Source organism: Stenotrophomonas cyclobalanopsidis (assembly GCF_008710035.1).
Classification (GTDB): Bacteria; Pseudomonadota; Gammaproteobacteria; order Xanthomonadales; family Xanthomonadaceae; genus Stenotrophomonas; species Stenotrophomonas cyclobalanopsidis.
In genome coordinates, this window is record NZ_VYKI01000020.1 from 1 (window position 1) to 20,598 (window position 20,598).

Consider the following 20,598-nt stretch of genomic DNA (forward strand, 5'->3'; position numbering starts at 1 on the left):
CATTCAAGGTCATCATCTGTGCGCTGATGCGCAAGCTCATACACCTGGTCTGGGGAGTACTGAAAAGCGGCCGACCGTTTGAGCCTGAAGTCGTCCTTGCCTAGGCAAGGACAACACGGTATCTACAAAGGCATTCACCACGACAGGCGACGCGGCGCACGGCTTGCGGTAGCGCCGGCCTTGCCCGGCGAGCGCGCAGCGCGGCACGGCAGAACGGTCAGCCTTCCTCGCGCACGATCTCCACCAGGCGCGGGCCGTAGCGGCTCAGCTTGGTGCCACCGATGCCGCCGACCCGGGCCAGTTCGTCCAGGCTGGCCGGCCGCTGTTCGGCGATGTTGCGCAGGGTGCTGTCGTGGAAGATCACGAACGCCGGCACGTTCTGTTCGCGGGCCAGTTCGGCACGCAGGCCGCGCAGGGCGTTGAACAGGGCCAGGTCCTGCGGCAGCACCGACAGGCCGGTGCGCTGCGCGCTGCGCTCGCGGCCGCCGGTGGTGCTGGCGGCATCACGTCGCATGCTGATCTGGCGGCGGCCGGTCAGCACGTCGCGGCTGGCATCGGTCAGGCGCAGGCCGCCGTGGCCTTCGCTGTCCACTTCGAGCATGCTGGCGGCCACCAGCTGGCGGAACACGCTGCGCCAGGTGCGCGCATCGAGGTCGCGGCCGATGGCGTAGGTGCTCAGCTTGTCATGGCCCTGCTGCTTGATCTTCTCGTTCTCGCTGCCACGCAGGATGTCGATCAGGTGGCCGACGCCGAAGCGCTGGCCGCTGCGGTAGACGCAGCTCAGCGCCTTCTGCGCTGGGATGGTGGCATCCCAGGCGGCGGGCGGGGTCAGGCAGTTGTCGCAGTTGCCGCAGGGCTGCGGGTAGGTCTCGCCGAAGCCGGCCAGCAGCACCTGGCGGCGGCACTGCATCGATTCGCAGTAGCCCAGCAGGTGGTCCAGCTTGGACCGCTCCAGCTGCTTGCGTTCCTCGCTGGCCTCGGACTGCTCGATCATCTGCTTGAGCAGCACCACGTCGCCCAGGCCATAGCACAGCCATGCCTCGGCGGCCTCGCCATCGCGGCCGGCGCGGCCCGTTTCCTGGTAATAGCCTTCCATCGATTTGGGCAGGTCGGTATGCGCCACGAAGCGCACGTCCGGCTTGTCGATGCCCATGCCGAAGGCGATGGTGGCGCACATGACGATGCCGTCCTCGCGCAGGAAGCGGCGCTGGTTGTTGGCGCGCACTTCCGGCGGCAGGCCGGCGTGGTAGGGCAGGGCATTGAAGCCCTGGCCGCAGAGGAATTCAGCGGTCTCCTCGACCTTGCGCCGCGACATGCAGTAGACGATGCCGGCCTCGCTGCGGTGGCCGCGCAGGAAATCGGTCAGCTGCTTGCGGGCATTGTCCTTCTGCACCACGGTGTAGCGGATGTTGGGGCGGTCGAACGAGCTGACGAAGTGGCGGGCGTCGGCCAGGTCCAGGCGCTCGGCGATCTCGCGCTGGGTGGGCGGGTCGGCGGTGGCGGTGAGGGCGATGCGCGGGATGTCCGGCCAGCGCTCGTGGAGGACGGTCAGCTGCCGGTATTCGGGGCGGAAATCGTGGCCCCACTGCGACACGCAGTGCGCCTCGTCGATGGCGAACAGGGCGACGTGGCTGCGCGAGAGCAGGGACAGGAAGCGGCCGGTCAGCAGGCGCTCGGGAGCGACATAGAGCATGTCCAGCTCGCCGGCCAGCAGCTCGCGCTCGACGCGGGCGGCGGTTTCGCCATCCAGGGTCGAGTTCAGGTATTCGGCGCGCACGCCGAGCTGGCGCAGGGCTTCGACCTGGTCCTGCATGAGGGCGATGAGCGGGGAGATGACGATGCCGACGCCATCGCGCAGCAGGGCCGGGACCTGGTAGCACAGCGACTTGCCGCCGCCGGTGGGCATGAGGACAAGTGCGTCATGTCCGGCAGCCACGTGCTCCACGATGTCCTGCTGGGGACCACGGAAATCGTCGTAACCAAAGACGCGTTGGAGCAGATCGTGCGCGGGACGGGAAGCCATCCGGCTAGTTTACCCCGGCGGGGGAGTCTCGGCAGGGCTGCGCCCTGCACCTGCAGAAGCCTTGAAGCCAGAGCAACGTCAAAGGCAACAGCCGGCTCTGGGGTGTCTGCTGGTTGGGCGGGGCGGTGTGGGCTTTCAGGACACGCCGTAAACCGGTCCATGGGGGCTCGTAGGCGCCATCCATGGCGCCTGCGGTCCTGCAAGCCCACACCGCCCCACCCTCGACAGATTCCGTGTGCTGTTGGTAGGTGTCGACCTTGGTCGACACCTCTGTCAGATACTGAATGAATTCATCCGTATCGATCAAGGTCGACACCTACCAGAGCGGACGCTGTTCCGGCAGATCGCGGAAAACTGTCGAAGGCGGGGTGGGTCCGGTTGCGGGGGCGTGAGCCGCATGGATGCGGCGACCGAGCCTACATGGACGTATTTACGGCGTCCCCCGCATCCGGACCCACCCCGCCAACCCACGGGAAACCAGCTTTTGCTCCGGCGGTTGCCATTGCAGTGGCCTCTGCGGGTGCAGGGCGCAGCCCTGCCGAGCCCCCAAACTCCTACTGGAGGAGCGAGCGCAGCATCCAGGCGTACTTCTCGTGGGTCTGCAGGCGCTGGGTCATCAGATCCTCGGTCGGGGCGTCGTCGGCATCGTCCGCCACATCCAGCACTTCACGCGCCGTACGGCACACCGCTTCGTTGGCGACCACCAACTGGCGTACCATTTCCCGCCAGTCCGCACTGTCGGTCAGGCCCGGCTCCTCGGCGATCGAGGTCAGCGCAGCAAATTCCCGGTAGGAGCCCGGGGCATTGAAACCCAGCGCACGGATACGCTCGGCCACATCGTCCAGCGCCGCCCACTGCTCGGTGTACTGCGTCTCGAACATGGTGTGCAGCGAGTTGAACATCGAGCCGGTCACGTTCCAGTGGAAGTTGTGGGTCTTCAGGTAGAGCGTGAACGCGTCCGCCTGGAACCGCGACAGACCGTCGGCGATCTTCTTGCGGTTGCCCTGGGTGATCCCGATATCGATGTTGGGTGCCGACGGTGCCGCCGCTGCAAGCTTCTGCTTGCCGGTGCCCGGCTTGGTCGTGCTCTTGGTCTTCGCCATGGGGTTCCTCCTTGTGGAATCGTTGGCCTTCACAGTAGATCAGTCTCGATGACTGGTCGCTTTCAAAGTTTTGAACGAACCGATTGATGAATGCTATCGATAAAAATCCGTCGCCCCGCCTGCGCCAACAGCGTGCCGCCATCGACGGCGCCATGAGCCGCGACCGGGGCCGTTTGCTGGGAATGCTCTCGCGTTGCCAGGCCAAACCGCAGGATGCGGCGCTGGCCGCTGCCTTCGAGCAGGCCTTGCAGGCGTCGGTGCAGCGCCGGCAGGTGCGGGCGCAACAGCAGCCGGCCATTACTCTGGACCCGCAGCTGCCGATTGCGCGTGAAGCCGAGGCGATCATCGGCCTGATCCGCGACCACCAGGTGGTGGTGATCGCCGGCGAAACCGGCTCGGGCAAGACCACCCAGCTGCCGAAACTGTGCCTGGCCGCCGGCCGTGGCCAGGCCGGCATGATCGGCTGCACCCAGCCGCGACGGATTGCCGCACGTGCGGTGGCCAGCCGCGTGGCGCAGGAACTGCAGAGCGAGCTGGGCCAGCTGGTCGGCTACCAGGTGCGCTTCAACGACAAGGTCAGCGAAGACAGCCGCATCAAGTTCATGACCGACGGCATCCTGCTGGCGGAGATCGCCAGTGACCGCTGGCTGTCGAACTACGACACGATCATCGTCGACGAGGCGCACGAACGCAGCCTCAACATCGACTTCCTGCTGGGCTACCTGAAGCAGCTGCTGCGCAAGCGCCCGGACCTGAAGCTGATCGTGACCTCGGCCACCATCGACACCGAACGCTTCGCCCAGCATTTCGACAATGCGCCGGTGATCAGTGTGGAAGGCCGTACCTATCCTGTGGAGGTGCGTTACCGCGCGCTGGAAGGCGAGGGCGAAGAGCAGGGCGAGCGCACCGTCAACGATGCCATCGTGTCGGCCATCGACGAGATCACCCGCCTGGATTCGCGCGGCGACGTGCTGATCTTCCTGCCCGGCGAACGCGAGATCCGCGATGCGCACCAGTCGCTGGAGCGGCGCAAATACCGCAATACCGAGGTGCTGCCGCTGTACGCGCGGCTGTCCAACCAGGACCAGGACCGGGTGTTCAACCCGGGCCCGAACCGGCGCATCGTGCTGGCCACCAATGTGGCGGAAACCTCGCTGACGGTGCCGCGCATCCGTTACGTGGTCGATCCGGGTTTCGCCCGCGTCAAGCGCTACAGCCCGCGCAACAAGCTGGACCGCCTGCACATCGAGCCGATCTCGCAGGCCAGCGCCAACCAGCGCAAGGGCCGCTGCGGCCGTATTGCCGAGGGCATCTGCTACCGGCTGTATGCCGAAGCGGATTTCCAGGCACGGCCGGAATTCACCGATCCGGAAATCCGCCGTTCCAGTCTGGCCGGGGTGATCCTGCGCATGCTGCAGCTGGGCCTGGGCCGCATCGAGGAGTTCCCGTTCCTGGAAGCGCCGGACGAGCGTGCCGTGGCTGATGGCTGGCAGCAGCTGACCGAGCTGGGCGCGATCGATACCGAGCGGCGCATGACCACCATCGGCAAACAGATGGCCCGCCTGCCGGTGGACGTGAAGCTGGCGCGCATGCTGGTGGCCGCGCAGGCTGCTGGCTGCCTGCGGCCGATGCTGGTGATCGCCTCGTTCCTGGGCATCCAGGACCCGCGCGAACGCCCGCCCGAAGCGCGCGGTGCGGCCGACGCCGCGCATGCGCAGTTTGCCGATGGGCGCTCGGAGTTCGTTGGCGTGCTGCGCCTGTGGGATGGCTACCGACAGGCCCACGAAGATCTGACCCAGTCCAAGTTGCGCGACTGGTGCGGCCGCCACTTCCTTGGCTTCCTGCGCATGCGCGAGTGGCGCGAGTTGCATCGCCAGCTGCGTCTGCTGTGCGAGGAACTGGGCTGGAAGGAAGAAACCACCGAGGCCTCGATGTCACCGCTGCTGGCCGGCAGCAGTGCGCCGGCCCCGGCGCGTGATGACGCGGTGGCGGTGAAGGCCACCCGTGGCCAGCTGCACCGCGCCGCGCGCCTGGCCCGCGAAGGCAAGGCCGAAGCCGCTCCGACCCCGGTGGCCGTGCGCGCGCAGAAGGAACAGGCGCCGGCCGGCGGTGGCTTCAGCGAGCGTGTGCGCGCGGCGGCCTACCAGACCCTGCACCGTGCACTGGTGGCGGGCCTGCCGACGCAGATCGGCCACCGCACCGAGAAGGGCGATTTCCAGGCGCCGCGCCAGCGCCGCTTCCTGCCGTTCCCGGGCTCGGCGCTGTCCAAGCGTCCGCCGCCGTGGCTGCTGGTGGCCAACCTGCTGGACACGCAGAAGGTCTGGGGCATGACCCTGGCCGCGATTGAGCCGGACTGGGTGATTGCCGAGCTGCCGCACCTGCTGCTGCGCAAGCACTTCGACCCGCACTGGTCGCGCGCGCAGGGCCAGGTGCTGGCCTCCGAGCAGATCAGCCTGTTCGGTCTGGTGCTGGCACCGAAGAAGCCGGTTCACTACGGCCGCATCGAGCCGGGCGAGGCGCATGACATCTTCGTGCGGCAGGCGCTGGTGACCGGTGAGATCAACACCCGCGCCAGTTTCGTGGCCGACAACCAGAAGGTGCTGGAACTGGCCCGCGAGGAAGAGGCCAAGCTGCGCCGTGCCGGCATCGTGGCTGACGAAGATTGGCAGGCGCGCTGGTACCTGGACCGCGTGCCGCCGCAGATCCATTCGGCGGCCGGGCTGGACACCTGGTGGAAGGCGCTGCCGCCGGAACAGCGCAGGACCCTGCACTGGTCGCTGGTCGACCTGCTGCCGGGCGAGGGCAGCGAGCAGGAGCGTTACCCCAAGTACCTGCCGCTGGGCCAGGCGCGGCTGCCGCTGCATTACCGCTTTGAGCCAGGTGCCGACGATGACGGCGTGACCCTGGACGTGCCGCTGCACCTGCTGAACGCATTGGACCCGGTGCAGCTGGGCTGGCTGGCGCCAGGCTTCGTGGCCGACAAGGCCTCGGCGCTGATCCGCAGCCTGCCCAAGGCGATGCGCCGCAACTACGTGCCGGCGCCGGACTTCGGTCGTGCCTTCTTCGAGGCGTTCCCGCAACCCAGCGCCGATGCCATCACCGGTGAACTGGCGCGTTTCCTGTCACGCGCGACCGGTGCGACGGTGACCGCGCTCGATTTTGAGCCGGGTTCGATCGAACCGCACCTGCACATGAACCTGCGCCTGCGCGACGAGCACGGCAAGGTGCTGGCCACCTCGCGTGACCTCGATGCGCTGCGTGCAAAGTTTGGTGGCCGTGCCGGCGATGCGTTCGCTGCGCGTGCCGGACGCGAGATGGCGGCCGACGGGCTGCGTACGTTCCCGGCCACGCCGATTCTGCTGCAGGTGCCCGGCGAAGCCGGCGTGCCCGCTTACCCGGCGCTGCTGGACGAGGGTGAGAGCGTGGCGCTGCGCATCTTCGCCGACCGCCAGCAGGCGCAGGAGGCCCATCCGCTGGGCGTGCGCCGCCTGCTGGAAATCGCCCTCGCGGAGAAGGTGAAGCAGGCACGCAAGCAGCTGCCGGTCGCCCCCAAGATCGGCCTGTTGTACGCGGCCATCGAATCGCAGGAGCGCCTGCGTGGCGATCTGGTCGATGCAGCGATGAACGCGGTGCTGGCCGAGGGCCTGGAAGGCATCCGCGATGCAGCGGCCTTCGAACAGCGTCGCGACCATGCGGCCAAGGCGCTGTTCGGCGAGGCGATGTCGCGGCTGAAGCTGGCCGAGACCATCCTGGCGCTGGTGGCTGAACTGAAGCCGCTGCTGGAAGCGCCGCTGATGGGCTGGGCGCGCGGCAACCTGGATGACATGGAAGCGCAGCTGGTCGGACTGATCCATCCCGGCTTCCTGCGCGATACGCCGGCCGATGCGCTGGCGCAGTATCCGCGCTACCTGAAGGCGATGATCCTGCGTACCGAACGCGCCAAGCGCGATCCGCCGCGCGATCAGGCGCGCATGCTGGAACTGACGCCGTTCCTGGATGCGCTGCGCGAAGGGGATGCGCAGGGCCTGCGCGAGCGTCCGCAGTGGCAGGCGCTGCGCTGGGACCTGGAGGAACTGCGGGTCTCGCTGTTCGCGCAGGAGCTGGGTGCGCGCACCGGCATCTCGGCGAAGAAACTGGCACAGCGGGTAACCGCGCTGCGCCAGCTGTGACCAGGTGACGCCGGGCCATGCCCGGCGTCATCGCATGGGTCGAAACGTTACTTGGTGCGGCGGACCTTGGCCTGGATGTTCACGCCGTCCACCTTCATGTACCACACGCCCAGCAGGCCCGGCTTGATGCTGACCTTCGGCGATGGCTTGCGCACGCCGGACACGCTGGTGGCGTCGACCTGTTCCCAGATCTGGCCGTTGTCGAGGGTGTAGGTGCGGCCCTTGCCGAAGCCGCGGAACTCGCCCTGCAGCACGCCGGTGACCGGTTCGCTGCTGCCGAAGTCGAAGAACCCGCGGTTCTTCACGATCACTTCCTGGCGGCCTTCCTCACGCGCTTCTTCGCGCACGGCGGCCACGGCCTGGGTGGTGGCTGCTTCGACCTTGCCCTGCAGCCAGCGGTTGAGCGTGGCCAGTTCGGCGGCAGTGAGCTTGTCCAGGCCGGCGGCCTTGAACTCCTGCGGGCTCATCTGCTGCTGCAGATCGCCATCGACAACGCGTTGGGCCAGGGCCGGCAACGCGACGGTGCACAGAACAAGGGCGACACACAGCGGGCGCAGCAGACGCAGGGGCATGGCGTTTCTCCTGGATGTGGGCCGAGTGTAGAGCAGGGCGCGCCGTGCAACATCCCCACCCCATCCTCCGCGCCGCGCCCGGGCATGAACACATGAGCGCCGATGGTGGCCTTGGCGATTGTTCCTGAACGGGCGGAGCGTTACCGTAGAGCCCTCTGCCTTTGATGTCCGACTGCTGTGAACCGCGCGTCTGTCCCCGGCCTGGAAGCCTTGTTGAACCGCCCTGCGGCGGCGGTGCTGCCCGCGCCGCTGCGCGAAGCCCTGCTGCAGCTGTGGGAAGCTGCCGATACCTCGCACGAGATGCGCGGCAGCAGCTGGTCGGTGCTGGCCGATACGCTGGACGCGCTGGCCCTGCTGTCGGCCGACGAAGGCGCGGTGCTCGCGGCGCTGCTGTTCGACCTGCCGGGCCTGCGCGCGCATCTGGATACATTGCCGCTGGGCGGCCACAAGACGGCGGTGATCGGCCTGCTCGACGGCCAGGACGCTGCCGACCCGGTCTGGGCGCTGCATGCCGGCCGCGAGGCGGGGCGCAACAGCGAAGGCCTGCGCCGCCTGCTGCTGGCCATCATCCACGACCTGCGGGTGGTGCCGATCCTGCTGGCCCGCCAGCTGGCGCGCATGCGTGCAGCCGACAAACTTGACGAAGAGCAGCGTCGCGCACTGGCCCAGCTGACCCGTGACATCCATGCCCCGCTGGCCAACCGCCTGGGCATCTGGCAGTTGAAATGGGAGCTGGAAGACCTGGCGTTCCGCCACCTGGAGCCGGACACTTACCGCCGCATCGCACGCGAGGTGGACGAGACGCGCATCGCCCGCGAGCGCTACGTCGAGCACGTCAAGAAGACGCTGTCGCGCGAGCTGTCCGCACAGGGCATCCATGCCGAAGTGAGCGGGCGGCCGAAGCACATCTACAGCATCTGGCGGAAGATGCAGAAGAAGCGGCTGGCCTTCGACCAGCTGTATGACATCCGTGCTGTGCGGGTGATGGTCGACGACGTGGCCGCCTGCTACGCCGCGCTGGGCGTGGTGCATGCGCTGTGGGCGCCGGTGCCCAGCGAGTTTGACGATTACATCGCCCGCCCCAAGGCCAACGACTACCGGTCGCTGCATACCGCCGTGGTCGGCCCGGAAGGGCGCACCATCGAAGTGCAGATCCGCACCCACGACATGCATGCGCAGGCCGAGCTGGGCGTGGCCGCGCACTGGAAGTACAAGGAAGGCAGCAAGGGCGCCGAAAAGGCCTTCGATCGCAAGATCACCTGGATGCGCCAGCTGCTGGAGCAGGCGCAGGAAGGGCAGGGCAACGAACTGGCCGGCGCGCTCGATGCCGAGCTGACCGAAGACCGTGTCTACGCGCTGAGCCCGAAGGACGAGGTGCTGGACCTGCCGCAGGGCGCCACCCCGCTCGATTTCGCCTACCAGGTGCACACCATGGTCGGCCACCGCTGCCGTGGCGCCAAGGTCAACGGCCGCATCGTGCCGCTCACCTACCGCCTGCGCAGCGGCGACCGGGTGGAGATACTGACCGGCAAGGAGGCCGACCCGCGCCGCGACTGGCTGATGCCGGCACTGGGATTCCTGGCCAGCAACCGTTCGCGCGAAAAGGTGCGCAGCTGGTTCCACAAGCTGGACCGCGCGCGCAACGTGCAGGCCGGCCGCGAGCTGCTGGAGCGCGAACTGAAGCGGCTGGGCCTGCAGCATTCGGACCTGGCCGTGGCTGCGAAGAAATTCCATGCCGACAGCGTCGACGACCTGTACATCCAGGTGGCGCTGGGCGATACCGGGCCGAACCAGGTCAGCCGTGCGCTGCTGGAAGCCGAGCGTGCGGCCAGCCAGCCGGCGCCGGCTCCGACCCTGCCGCGGCCGACCGCGCGTCGCGAGAACCTGGGCAAATCCAAGTTCACCGTGCAGGGCGTGGGCAACCTGCTGGTGCAGCTGGCGCGCTGCTGCCAGCCGGTGGCCGGCGAGCCCATCGTCGGTTACCTGACCCGCAGCCGCGGTGTCACCGTGCATCGTGCAGACTGCGCGTCGCTGGCGCGCCTGTCTGCCGCCAGCCCGCAGCGCATCCTGCCGGTGGAATGGGGCCAGGCCGGCAACGGTTATGAAGTGGATGTGGTGGTCGACGCGGTCGACCGCCGCTGGCTGCTGAAGGACATCACCAACCTGATCGCACAGGAAGACGCGTACGTGCTCGATATCCACAGTGACAACGTGCGCAACAGCGGCCGCGCGCACCTGCGCCTGCGCCTGAAGGTGAGCGATTACGGCCAGCTTTCGAATCTGCTGGGCAAACTGGACGCACTGCCGGGCGTGAGCGAGGCGCGTCGTCTGGGCTGAGCTTCACGCTGCCCCGGCTACCCTGCACGCATGGAACGCGAGCCCCTGCATCGCCGCCACGGCGCCGACCACCCCGCGCTGGACCGCGTTCGCCGCGAGGGCCGCTGGTGGTGGCTGCAGGCACGCCACGCGCGCCGGGTCTGGCGCTGGGCACTGCTGGCGGCGGTGGTGGTGTTCGTGGCGCTGGTGCTGCTGCGCAAGCCGCTGGCCGACTGGTTCTGGGACGAACCGCAGATTGAACAGCTGCTGGCCGAGGGCGATCGCGCGCTGGCCGAGGGGCGGCTGACCGCAGCCGATGGCAGCGGCGCGCGCGAACGCTACCAGGCCGCGCTGGCCCTCGACAACGATCGCCTGCAGGCGAGACAGGGGCTGGCAAGCACCGGCGTGGCGGCGTTACGGCAGGCGTATGAGCGGCTGCAGGCTGATGACCTTGACGGAAGCGCGCAGGCGCTCGCGCTGGCCCGCGAACTGCAGGTGCCGCAGGGCCAGGCCGATGCCGTGGCGCGGCAGCTGCAGGCACGGCGCAGCGCGGGCGCGGGGATCGGCGCCTTGCTGGCGCAGGCGCGCAATGCCTTCGCGGCCGGCCGCCTGGATGAGGGGGACAGCAGCGCACTGCCGCTGTTCCAGCGCATCCTGGCCCTGCAGCCGGACCACCTGCCGGCGCTGGAAGGGCGCGAGGATGCCCTGAGCGACCTGCTGCAGCGCGCCCGCGCGCTGGCTGCACGCGGCGAGTTGGCGCAGAGTGCGGCCCTGCTGCAGCGTGCGCGCCAGTTCGATGCCGGTCACAGCGATCTGCCGGCCAGCCAGGAAGCGCTGGCGCGCGCGGTCGACCAGCGCCTGCGGCAGGGCCAGCGTGCACTGAAGCAGCAGACGCTGGACGCCGCAGCCAACGCCTTCGACGCCGTGCTGGCAGTGGCGCCCGATGATCCCAATGCGACGCGCGGCCGCGAACAGACGGCGCAGGCGCTGCTGGCACGCAGCCAGCGCCACGCCGCCGATTTCCAGTTCGAAGCCGCCGAGACCGACCGTGCGCGTGCCGCTGCACTGGGCGCATCGCAGGCCGCATTGCAGCAGGCGGCGCAACGCATCCAGCGCGCCCAGCAGGCACGGCAGGCGCAGCAGCAGCCGGCATTGAGCACGGCCCAGCGCGAGCGGAAACTGCGCGACCACCTGCGGCAGATCGATCGCGCCGAGCGTGAAGGACGCTGGATCAGCCCGCCCGGGCACAGTGCGTTCGACGCGCTGCGAGAGGCACAGGCGCTGGCGCCGCGCGACGCACGGGTGAGGGCGGCTGCCGCGCGCCTGCTGCCGGCCAGCCGACAGTGTTTCGATGACAACCTGCGGCAGAACCGGGTGCAGGCCGCGGGCGCCTGCCTGCAGGCCTGGCAGACCCTGGCGCCGACCGCGGCGGGCCTGCCGTCGGCACGGGTGCGGTTGGCACAGCGATGGCTGGCCATCGGCAGTGAGCGGCTGGGCCGCGGCGACGTGGCCTTCGCCGCGGCCGCCGTCGACCAGGTGCGCCAGCTGCAGCCGGACCTGCCGGAGCTGGCCGCGTTCGAACAGCGCCTGCGGCAGGCCGGAGGGCGGCTGGATTAGTCGAAGAACACCCGCTGCACGGTGGCCCGCGCCGCATCCAGCGAGAAGTGCCGGGCGACGTTGGCCAGACCCGCATCGGACAGCTGCTGCCACAGCTGCGGGTCCTGGTAGAGGCGCACGACCTCGGCCGCGAACGCGGTGGCGTCATCGGCCACCAGCACGTCCTGGCCCGGCTGCAGGTGCATGCCTTCCACCGCACACGTGGTGCCGACCACCGGCTGGCCATGGGCCATGCTCAGGTTGATCTTGCCCTTCACCCCGGCGCCGAAGCGCAGCGGGGCAATGGCGATGCGCGCACCGTCCATGTACGGCACGATGTCCTCGACGAAGCCGTGCATCTCCACCCCGGGCTGGCCGGCGGCCAGCGCCAGCAGGCTGTCCGGCGCGGCCGCGCCGATGCAGTGCAGGCGCACCTGCGGCAGCTGCGCGCGGATGCCGGCGAAGACCTCGCCGATGAACCATTCCATCGCATCCAGGTTCGGCGGGTGGCGGAAGCCGCCGACGAACACCAGGTCGTGGCGCTGTGCATACGGCGCACCCGCGCCGGCCACTTCATGCAGGTTGGAGATCAGTTCCACCCGTACGCCCGGCGCATCGGCCTGCAGCTGTTCGCGCTCGGCGGCACTGACCAGCACGGTGACATCGCACTGCTCCATCACCGCCAGTTCGCTGCTGCGGGTGCGTTCGGCCGCACGCAGCAGGCTGGCATCACCGGCCACCTCGGCCCCGCGGCGCTCGCGCAGGTAGTGCAGGTCCACCGTGTCGAACACGCTGCGTGCCTGCGGCGCATAGCGCTTGAGCAGGGGCAGGCATTCGTTGGCCACGTGGTGGCGCACCAGCAGGGCGACGTCGAAGCGCGCAGCATGGCTGCGCAGCCAGCCGGCCACGCCCTCGATGAACGGTGCGTACCAGACTTCCACGCCCATCCGCTGCAGGGCTTCGGTGGCCGCGCCGCCGTGCTCGCGCCGGGTCGGCACGAACACCACGTGGGCCCCGGCCTGCAGCAGCAGGCGGATCAGGTTGACCTGGCGCAGCGAGGCCGAATCGCGCTCGGGGCGCGGGACTTCCTCGTCCAGGATCAGCACCTGGCGGCGGCCGCGGTACAGCAGGGCAGGCGAGGGCACTTCGCCCACGGCCGGGTGGCGCGCCAGTTCGGTGGCCCACTTGGCGGCGAAGATGGCCTGGTTGCGCACCTGGTAGGCCTTCACCCCGCTGCCGGTATCAGTGCCGTTGCTGGTTCCTTCATCGTGGATGACCCGGCTCGCCGGCTGCACCAGCACGCGGCGGCCCAGCGCCCGCACGCTGAAGGCCAGGTCGGTGTCTTCGTAGTAGGCCGGCCGGTAGCGGGTATCGAAGCCGCCCAGCTGCTGCCACAGGGCGCGCGGCAGCATCAGCGCCGCGCCGGAGCAGTAGTCCACGTCGCGCAGGCAGGCGTAGCGCGGGTCGTCGGCGGCCTCGAAGCGGCCATAGCTCCAGCCGCTGCCGTCGGCGAAGATCACGCCGCCCGATTCCTGCAGGCGGCCATCGGGATAGAGCAGCTGGCTGCCGACCAGGCCGGCCTCCGGCACCGCAGTGAAGGTGTCCAGCAGGGCGTCCAGCCAGCCCGGCTGCGGTACCGTATCGTTGTTCAGCAGCACCACGTACTGGCCGCGCGCGCCCTGCACGCCGTCATTGCAGGCGTCGATGAAACCGCCGTTGCGCTCACGCACCTCGTAACGCAGGCCGGCAATCTGCGGCATCCACTGCACGGTGGCGTCGCTGCTGCCGTCGTCCACCACCAGGATCTCGCAGGCGGCCGCCGGCGGATGTGCGGCCAGCGCCCGCAGGCAGGCCAGGGTGTGATCGGCGTGGTTGTAGACCGGGATGATGATGCTCACCACCGGCGATTCGCTGAAAGGCACGCTGAACGGCGCGAACGCCTGTGCGGGCGGCAGGTACAGCGGGGCACGCGGGGCCGGCACGGCACGCTGGCTGTGCACCCGGATGCGCTGCCAGGTGGCGCGCCAGCCACGGGTCCGCAGGCTGGCCAGGCTGCGCCGGGCCAGGCCCGTCAGGCGATTGATCAGGTAGCGGATTTCGGCCAAAGACATCGCCATCCGGTTGCAACTCCAGCTTAAGCGGGGGAACACGGGGGAATCCGCCAGCCACGGTGGCTGGGGTAGACTCGCCTGACCCTACATTCTCGCATTCCCGTGCCCCGACGCTACGATTCCGACGACATCGACGATTTCGACGACGACGACCAGCAGGACTCCGGTCCCCTGTGGCGCCGCCGGATGATCACCTGGACCATGGCGGCGGTCGCGTTGGGACTGGGTTTCCTCATTCCCTATACGCTGTACCTGAACCAACAGGTCACTCAGCGTTTTGGCGAACTGCGCTGGCAGATTCCGACACGTGTCTACGCGCGCCCGCTGGTGCTGGTGCCCGGCAAGGCCATGGACGCGGCCACGCTGAAGACCGAACTGGCCGCCTCGGCCTACCGCGATGATGGCCAGGGCAAAGACCCGGCCACCTATGCGGTGCAGGGCGGGCGCTTCACCATTTCCAGCCGCGGCTACAACGATGTCGATGGCCACGTCGCTGCCAAGCGCGTGGAACTGTCGCTGTCAGGCGGCAGCATCGCGTCGCTGCGTGACCCCGATTCGCGCAAGGCACTGAAGGCCGCCCGCCTGGATCCGGCGCGCATCGCGACGCTGTACGGGCAGAAGCAGGAAGAGCGCCGCCTGATCCGCATGAACGAAGCGCCGGACCTGCTGGTGACCGGCCTGCAGGCGGTGGAGGACAAGGACTTCAACCGCCACCACGGCATCGACCTGTCCGGCATCGCGCGCGCGGTGTGGGTGACCATCCGTTCCGGTGGGCAGAGCCGCCAGGGCGCGTCCACGCTGACCCAGCAGCTGGCCCGCAGCGGCCTGCTCGGCATCGGCAAGGAACAGACCCTCACCCGCAAGTTCAATGAAGTGCTGTACGCGCTGATCATGGAAGCGCGCTACGACAAGCGCACCATTTTCGAGGCCTACCTCAACCAGGTATACCTGGGCCAGCGCGGCAGCCAGGCGATCCACGGCATGTCCTCCGGCGCCGAGTTCTGGTTCGGTCGCGACCTCTCCTCGCTGGATACCGAGCACATCGCGCTGCTGATCGGCCTGGTCAAGGGCCCGTCCTACTACGACCCGCGTCGCAACCCGGAGCGCGCGACCGACCGCCGCAACTTCGTGCTGGGCAAGCTGCACGAAGCAACCCTGATCGACGACGCCGAGTACCAGCGTGCGCTGAAGGCGCCGCTGGGCGTGCCCAAGAGCCCGGGCCTGGTGGCGGCCAACCGCTTCCCCGCCTATGTGGACCTGGTGCGTCGCCAGCTCGGCCATGACTACCCCGAAACGGCGCTGCAGGGCGCCGGCCTGAGCGTGATGAGCGGCATGTCGCCGTCCGCGCAGGCCTACGCCGAAGGCGCGGTCACCCGCACCATCAAGTCGCTGGAGAGCAAGCGTCGTCCCGAGCTGCAGGCCGGCATGGTGATGACCGACGTGCACAACGGCGACGTGGTGGCGGTGATCGGCAGCCGCGAAGTGTCCGAGGTCGGCTTCAACCGCGCCATCGAGGCACAGCGCCCGGTCGGGTCGCTGCTGAAGCCGTTCGTGTACCTGCTGGCCCTTGCCCAGCCGGACCGTTATTCGCTGGCCAGCTGGGTGGATGATTCACCGGTGACGGTGCAGCTCGGCCGTGGCCGCAACTGGAGCCCCGGCAACGCGGACAACCGCAGCCACGGCACGGTGCGGCTGATCGACGCGCTGGCCCATTCCTACAACCAGGCCACCGTGCGCGTGGGCATGCAGGTCGGTCCGGAACGGGTGACCCAGCTGATCCACGTGCTGGCCGGCATCAAGGCCGAGGCGAACCCGGCGGTGATCCTCGGCTCGACCGACCAGAGCCCGTACGCGATGGCCCAGCTGTACCAGTTCCTGGCCTCCGGTGGCGAGATCCAGCCGCTGCATGCGGTGCGCGGCGTGCTCGATCCGCAGGGCAAGCTGCTCAAGCGCTACGACAAGACCCCGGCCCCGGCCCAGGAAGGCGATTCGATTGCCGCCAACCTGATCAGCATCGGCCTGCAGCAGGTGGTCGCCAGCGGCACCGCGCAGCGCCTGAACGCCGATGGCCTGGGCCGCCTGCAGCCGGCCGGCAAGACCGGCACCACCAACGATGGCCGCGACAGCTGGTATGCCGGTTACACCGGCGACCACCTGGCGGTGATCTGGATGGGCAACGACCAGAACGAACAGGCTGGCCTGTACGGCGCCACCGGTGCGATGCGTGTGTGGTCGGGCATCTTCCAGCGCCTGCCGAGTGCGCCGCTGAAGGTCAGCAACAAGGGCCTGGACTGGCAGTCGGTGGCCGCCACCGGTACCAACAGCACCGATGAAGGCTGTCCGGACGCCCGTCGCTTCCCGTTCGTGGTCGGCTACGCGCCGGCCTACGCCCCCTGCGCCCCGGCCGCGTTGCCGGACGAGCAGGGCGGTGAAAGCGGAGGCGGTGGCTGGCGCAGCTGGTTCGGCCTGGACCGCAAGCAGGAACCGCCTGCCGCCGAACCTGCCGCAGCGCCCGCTGCCGCCACTCCTCCTCCCAGCCGGTGATGCCGATGACTCTTCGATCCCCGTATCCGCTGCTGGCCGTGACCAGCCTGAGCCTGGCCCTGGCCGCCTGCGTGAGCAGCCCGCCGCCGGCACCCAAGCCGGTGGACACCACCACGCCGGCACAGCGCCTGGCCAACGTGGAAGGCGCCGCTGGCCCGGACGACAAGGAACTGTCGGTGCAGCCGCTGCGTGATTCGCAGGTGGAAGACCTGCGCCAGACCGCACTGGCCCAGCGCCAGGGCAACGACCTGGCCGCCGCCGCCGGCAGCCTGGACCAGGCGCTGCAGATCGTGGCGGGCGACCCTGCGGTGCTGCAGGAACGCGCGGAGATTGCTCTGCTGCAGGGCCAGTGGGCCGAGGCGGAGACGTTCGCGCGCAAGGCGGTGGACCTGGGTTCGAAGACGGGGCCGTTGTGCCGCCGGCACTGGGCGACGATCGAGCAGTCGCGCCTGGCGCGGGGCGAGAAGGAGAATGCGGTGTCGGCGCATGCGCAGATTGAAGGGTGCACGGTGCCGGGGATCAAGCGGTACTGAGTTTCCAGCCAACGGCGCAGCCCCTCGTGGCTGGCCGGTCGGTAGAGTCGACTGTTAGTCGACTGGCCTTGCGAGGTGGGCCGGGCGGATGGGCTGCGCAGGGGACGCTGCAAGTCCCCCTCCGGGGCCCGGCCCAGCCGCTGGCGACTGTGCGTTCGGTCGCTCGCGAAGCAGTGCTTCGCAAGCAAAGCGCCCTCACCCCTGTAAGCTCGGTCGCCGCTTGCTCGTGTGCGCTGTCCTGCGCACACGGCAAGACCGGGGTTGGGCGTCCTGCCCAACCCGCCCGAGGCATGCCTCGGGCCCATGCGGCTCACGCCCCTGCGCAGCCCACCCGCCCGGCCAAACACGCAGCAACCCAGAGCCATGAACACCGCTGTTGCTGTTGCCTTTGCCTACGCCTTGGCTTGAAACGGGTGCCGGGCAGCGCCCGGCCGGGTATCCTTCCTGTCTGATGTCCGACCTCGTTCATGCCAGCCGCGAAGCCCTCAGCGAAGGCGGCGCGCTCGCCTCGCACCTGGATGCCTTCAACCCGCGTCCCGCACAGCTGCGCCTGACCGAGGCCATCGCCGACGCGCTGCAGCAGCGCGACCTGCTGCTGGCCGAGGCCGGAACGGGCACCGGCAAGACCTTCGCCTACCTGGTGCCGGTCCTGCTGTCCGGCCTGCGCACCATCATCTCCACCGGCACCCGCGCGCTGCAGGACCAGCTCTATCACCGCGATCTGCCGCGCGTGCGCCAGGCGCTGGGCGTGGGCCTGCGCAGTGCGCTGCTGAAGGGCCGCGCCAATTACCTGTGCCGCTACCGCCTGCAGCAGGCGCGGGGCGAGCCGCGTTTTTCCGGCCCCGAACAGGCCGCGCAGTTCCAGCGCATCCTCGCCTGGTCCGGCCGTTCGCAGTTCGGTGATATCGCCGAACTGGACGGCCTGGCCGACGATTCGCCGCTGCTGCCGATGGTGACTTCCACCGTCGACAACTGCCTGGGCACCGATTGCCCGTTTTGGGACGACTGCTTCGTCGTGCACGCGCGGCAACGCGCGCAGGCGGCCGACGTGGTGGTGGTCAACCACCACCTGCTGCTGGCCGACCTGGCGCTCAAGCAGGATGGCTTCGGCGAGCTGCTCCCCGGTGCGCAGGCCTTCGTCATCGACGAGGCACATCAGCTGCCCGAACTCGCCGCGCAGTTCTTCGGCGAGGGCTTCGGCATGCGCCCGTGGCAGGAGCTGGCCCGCGACTGCCTGGCCGAGGCGCGTAGCGTCGGCGGTGCGCAGTCGGCGCTGCAGGAGCCGGTCGACCAGTTGCAGCAGGCGCTGCTGGCGCTGCGCCTGGCCATGGAAGGGCTGCCGTCACGCGGTACCCAGTGGCGCGCGTTGGCGATGCCGCAGGTGCGCGAGGGTTTCGATACGGCGATGAGCTGCCTGGTGGTGCTGGAACAGGCGTTGCAGCCGCTTCGCGAAGCCGCTGCAGGACTGGACGCCTGCCATGCACGTGCGCGCGAAGCGGTTTCGCGGTTGTCGCGCTGGCTGGGCGACGACGAGCCGACCCTGGATTTTGATACCGACCCGGCCGACGCGGCCAGTGCCGCCGACGTGCTCTGGTACGAACTCACCCCGCGCGGGTTCCGCTGCCAGCGCACGCCGATGGATGTGTCCGGACCGCTGCGCGAGCACCGTGAGCGCAGCCGCGCCGCATGGATCTTCACCTCGGCCACGCTGACCGTGGGCGGTGGCTTTGATCACATCGCCACCCGCCTGGGCCTGGATGATCCGCATACGCTGGTCCAGCCCAGTCCATTCAACTGGCCCGAGCAGGCGCTGTGCTACCTGCCCGAGGGCCTGCCTGATCCCGCCGCGCGTGGCTTCGGTACCGCTCTCATCCAGGCTCTGCAGCCGGTGCTGCAGGCCTCGCAGGGCAGGGCGTTCCTGCTGTTCGCCTCGCACCGTGCGCTGCGCGAGGCCGCCGAGGCCCTGCGCGACGGGCCGTGGCCGCTGTTCGTGCAGGGCGAGGCGCCGCGCGCCACGTTGCTGCAGCGTTTCCGCGATTCCGGCAATGGCGTGCTGCTTGGCTCGGCCAGCTTCCGCGAGGGCGTGGACGTAGTGGGCGAGGCGCTGAGCGTGGTGGTGATCGACAAGCTGCCGTTCGCCGCGCCGGACGACCCGGTCTACGAGGCGCGGCTGGAGGCGATCCGCAGCGAGGGCGGCAATCCGTTCCGCGACGAACAGCTGCCGCAGGCGGTGATCGCCCTCAAGCAGGGCGTGGGCCGGCTGATCCGCAGCGAGACCGACCGCGGCGTGCTGGTGCTGTGCGACCCGCGCCTGCTCAACCGCGGCTATGGCCGGGTGTTCCTCGATTCGCTGCCGCCGTTCCGCCGCACCCGCGCACTGGCCGATGTGCAGGCCTTCTTTGCGCCACAATGGGCCCCTGTGGCTGACGACGCCGCCGCCCCGACCGTCCCGGCCTCCGCGCCGGGCCCCCAGCCGGCCCCCGGCGCCACGTTCCCCCTGTTCTGATTCCCTCCGATGAAACTGCTTGCCTTTGAAACCGCCACCGAAGCCTGTTCCGTTGCCCTGCATGTCGATGGGCAGGTATTGGAGCGCTTCGAGATCGCCCCGCGCCGCCATGCCGAGCTGAGTCTGCCGTGGGCCGAAGCGCTGCTGGCCGAGGCCGGCATCAGCCGCCGCCAGCTCGATGGCATCGCCCTCAGCCGCGGGCCGGGTGCGTTCACCGGCGTGCGCCTGGCGATTGCGATCGCGCAGGGCATCGCCCTGGCGCTGGACCGGCCTCTGCTGCCGGTGTCGACGCTGCAGGTGCTGGCGCTGCGCGCGCCGGCCGAGGAAACCCAGATCCTGTCGGCGATCGATGCGCGGATGGGTGAGTTGTACGTGGCGCGTTTCGAGCGCGTGGATGGCCTGCCGGTGGCCCGCGATGCCGAGCGCGTGTGCGCACCGGCGGCGGTGGTGTTGCCTGAGGGGCTGCAGGCCTACGGTATCGGCACCGGTTTCGGCGCAGCCGACGGCGCGCTGGTGGCGCAGCTGGGTGCGGGCCTGCGTGGCTTCGATGCAGCAGCGTTGCCTCGCGCATCGGACGTGCTGGCGCTGGCGGTGCCGGCGTTTGCCAGAGGCGAAGGCGTAGCGGCGGAGCGGGTCGAGCCGGCCTACCTGCGTGACAACGTGGCGTTGACTCTGGTCGAGCAGCAGGCCGCCCGCGAGGCGAAGGCGAAAGCCAACGGCTGAGCCCCTTGTGGCAGAGGATCGGTAGAGTCGACTGTCAGTCGACTGCAACAGCCGCGCCTGGCCGGGTGGGCTGCGCAGGGGACGCTGCAAGTCCCCCTCCAGGGCCCGGCCCAGCCGCTGGCGGCTGTGCGTTCGGTCGCTCGCGAAGCAGTGCTTCGCAAGCAAAGCGCCCTCACCCCTGTAAGCTCGGTCGCCGCTTGCTCGTGTGCGCTGTCCTGCGCACACGGCAAGACCGGGGCTGGGCGTCCTGCCCAACCCGCCCGAGGCATGCCTCGGGCCCATGCGGCTCACGCCCCTGCGCAACCCACCCGCCCGACCTCTGAGAGTTTCCGTGCGCGTCCGCCACGGGAAATCGAAAAAAGAATAATCAAAGTCAAAGTCAGAAGCCGATCGCTTCGCTCC

General features: G+C 69.3%; 11 protein-coding genes and 1 pseudogene. 8 read left to right on the forward strand and 4 right to left on the reverse strand.

The annotated features are described in order from the left end of the window. A pseudogene (locus FJU31_RS14305) lies at window positions 1-104 on the forward strand (IS110-like element ISStma4 family transposase); the annotation flags it as partial. Window positions 105-217: 113 nt separating this feature from the next. On the opposite strand, the gene recQ reads toward FJU31_RS14305, so the two are convergent. Together recQ and FJU31_RS14320 are read right to left on the reverse strand one after the other, a co-directional pair. After that, window positions 218-2,023 (reverse strand): DNA helicase RecQ, encoded by a 1,806-nt coding sequence (gene recQ, locus FJU31_RS14310; RefSeq protein WP_150455343.1) that lies wholly within the window; start codon window positions 2,021-2,023, stop codon window positions 218-220. A gap of 554 nt (window positions 2,024-2,577) precedes the next feature. After that, the gene (locus FJU31_RS14320) at window positions 2,578-3,126 is read right to left on the reverse strand and encodes a Dps family protein (RefSeq protein ID WP_150455344.1); all 549 of its coding nucleotides are present in this window, start codon (window positions 3,124-3,126) and stop codon (window positions 2,578-2,580) included. A gap of 86 nt (window positions 3,127-3,212) precedes the next feature. Here FJU31_RS14320 and hrpA point away from each other — a divergent pair, with 86 nt between their 5' ends. After that, entirely contained in the window at window positions 3,213-7,295 is a 4,083-nt protein-coding gene (gene hrpA, locus FJU31_RS14325; protein ID WP_150455345.1) for an ATP-dependent RNA helicase HrpA, read from the forward strand. Window positions 7,296-7,342: 47 nt separating this feature from the next. On the opposite strand, the gene FJU31_RS14330 is transcribed toward hrpA, so the two are convergent. Next, on the reverse strand, window positions 7,343-7,867 hold the full coding sequence (locus FJU31_RS14330) for a hypothetical protein (RefSeq protein WP_150455346.1): 525 nt from the start codon (window positions 7,865-7,867) through the stop codon (window positions 7,343-7,345). A 177-nt stretch (window positions 7,868-8,044) separates the two neighbouring features. Here FJU31_RS14330 and FJU31_RS14335 point away from each other — a divergent pair, with 177 nt between their 5' ends. Both FJU31_RS14335 and FJU31_RS14340 read left to right on the forward strand, forming a co-directional pair. Next, on the forward strand, window positions 8,045-10,204 hold the full coding sequence (locus tag FJU31_RS14335) for a RelA/SpoT family protein (protein ID WP_150455347.1): 2,160 nt from the start codon (window positions 8,045-8,047) through the stop codon (window positions 10,202-10,204). A gap of 30 nt (window positions 10,205-10,234) precedes the next feature. Further along, window positions 10,235-11,800: a hypothetical protein gene (locus tag FJU31_RS14340; RefSeq protein ID WP_150455348.1), complete on the forward strand. Its 1,566-nt coding sequence runs from the start codon at window positions 10,235-10,237 to the stop codon at window positions 11,798-11,800. Here FJU31_RS14340 and FJU31_RS14345 read toward each other — a convergent pair. Further along, window positions 11,797-13,896: a glycosyltransferase gene (locus FJU31_RS14345; RefSeq protein WP_150455349.1), complete on the reverse strand. Its 2,100-nt coding sequence runs from the start codon at window positions 13,894-13,896 to the stop codon at window positions 11,797-11,799. The genes FJU31_RS14340 and FJU31_RS14345 overlap by 4 nt on opposite strands. 96 nt (window positions 13,897-13,992) lie before the next feature. On the opposite strand from FJU31_RS14345, the gene mrcB reads away from it, so the two are divergent. The 4 genes from mrcB (at window position 13,993) to tsaB (ending at window position 20,196) form a co-directional block, all read left to right on the forward strand. Next, window positions 13,993-16,434 (forward strand): penicillin-binding protein 1B, encoded by a 2,442-nt coding sequence (gene mrcB, locus FJU31_RS14350; RefSeq protein WP_150455350.1) that lies wholly within the window; start codon window positions 13,993-13,995, stop codon window positions 16,432-16,434. Next, on the forward strand, window positions 16,434-16,967 hold the full coding sequence (locus FJU31_RS14355) for a hypothetical protein (protein WP_150455351.1): 534 nt from the start codon (window positions 16,434-16,436) through the stop codon (window positions 16,965-16,967). The genes mrcB and FJU31_RS14355 overlap by 1 nt, the downstream gene beginning before the upstream one ends. A 451-nt stretch (window positions 16,968-17,418) precedes the next feature. Continuing rightward, a complete protein-coding gene (gene yoaA / locus FJU31_RS14360) occupies window positions 17,419-19,473 on the forward strand; it encodes a DNA repair helicase YoaA (protein WP_150455352.1) in 2,055 nt (684 codons plus the stop codon). Between the two features lie 9 nt (window positions 19,474-19,482). After that, entirely contained in the window at window positions 19,483-20,196 is a 714-nt protein-coding gene (gene tsaB / locus FJU31_RS14365) for a tRNA (adenosine(37)-N6)-threonylcarbamoyltransferase complex dimerization subunit type 1 TsaB (RefSeq protein WP_150455353.1), read from the forward strand. Window positions 20,197-20,598: the final 402 nt, after the last annotated feature.

Coding starts and splice junctions, on each gene's coding strand:
- recQ (WP_150455343.1), bottom strand. CDS start 2,023: ATGGCTTCCCGTCCCGCGCACGATCTGCTCCAACGCGTCTTTGGTTAC.
- FJU31_RS14320 (WP_150455344.1), bottom strand. CDS start 3,126: ATGGCGAAGACCAAGAGCACGACCAAGCCGGGCACCGGCAAGCAGAAG.
- hrpA (WP_150455345.1), top strand. CDS start 3,213: ATGAATGCTATCGATAAAAATCCGTCGCCCCGCCTGCGCCAACAGCGT.
- FJU31_RS14330 (WP_150455346.1), bottom strand. CDS start 7,867: ATGCCCCTGCGTCTGCTGCGCCCGCTGTGTGTCGCCCTTGTTCTGTGC.
- FJU31_RS14340 (WP_150455348.1), top strand. CDS start 10,235: ATGGAACGCGAGCCCCTGCATCGCCGCCACGGCGCCGACCACCCCGCG.
- FJU31_RS14345 (WP_150455349.1), bottom strand. CDS start 13,896: ATGGCGATGTCTTTGGCCGAAATCCGCTACCTGATCAATCGCCTGACG.
- FJU31_RS14355 (WP_150455351.1), top strand. CDS start 16,434: ATGCCGATGACTCTTCGATCCCCGTATCCGCTGCTGGCCGTGACCAGC.
- yoaA (WP_150455352.1), top strand. CDS start 17,419: ATGTCCGACCTCGTTCATGCCAGCCGCGAAGCCCTCAGCGAAGGCGGC.
- tsaB (WP_150455353.1), top strand. CDS start 19,483: ATGAAACTGCTTGCCTTTGAAACCGCCACCGAAGCCTGTTCCGTTGCC.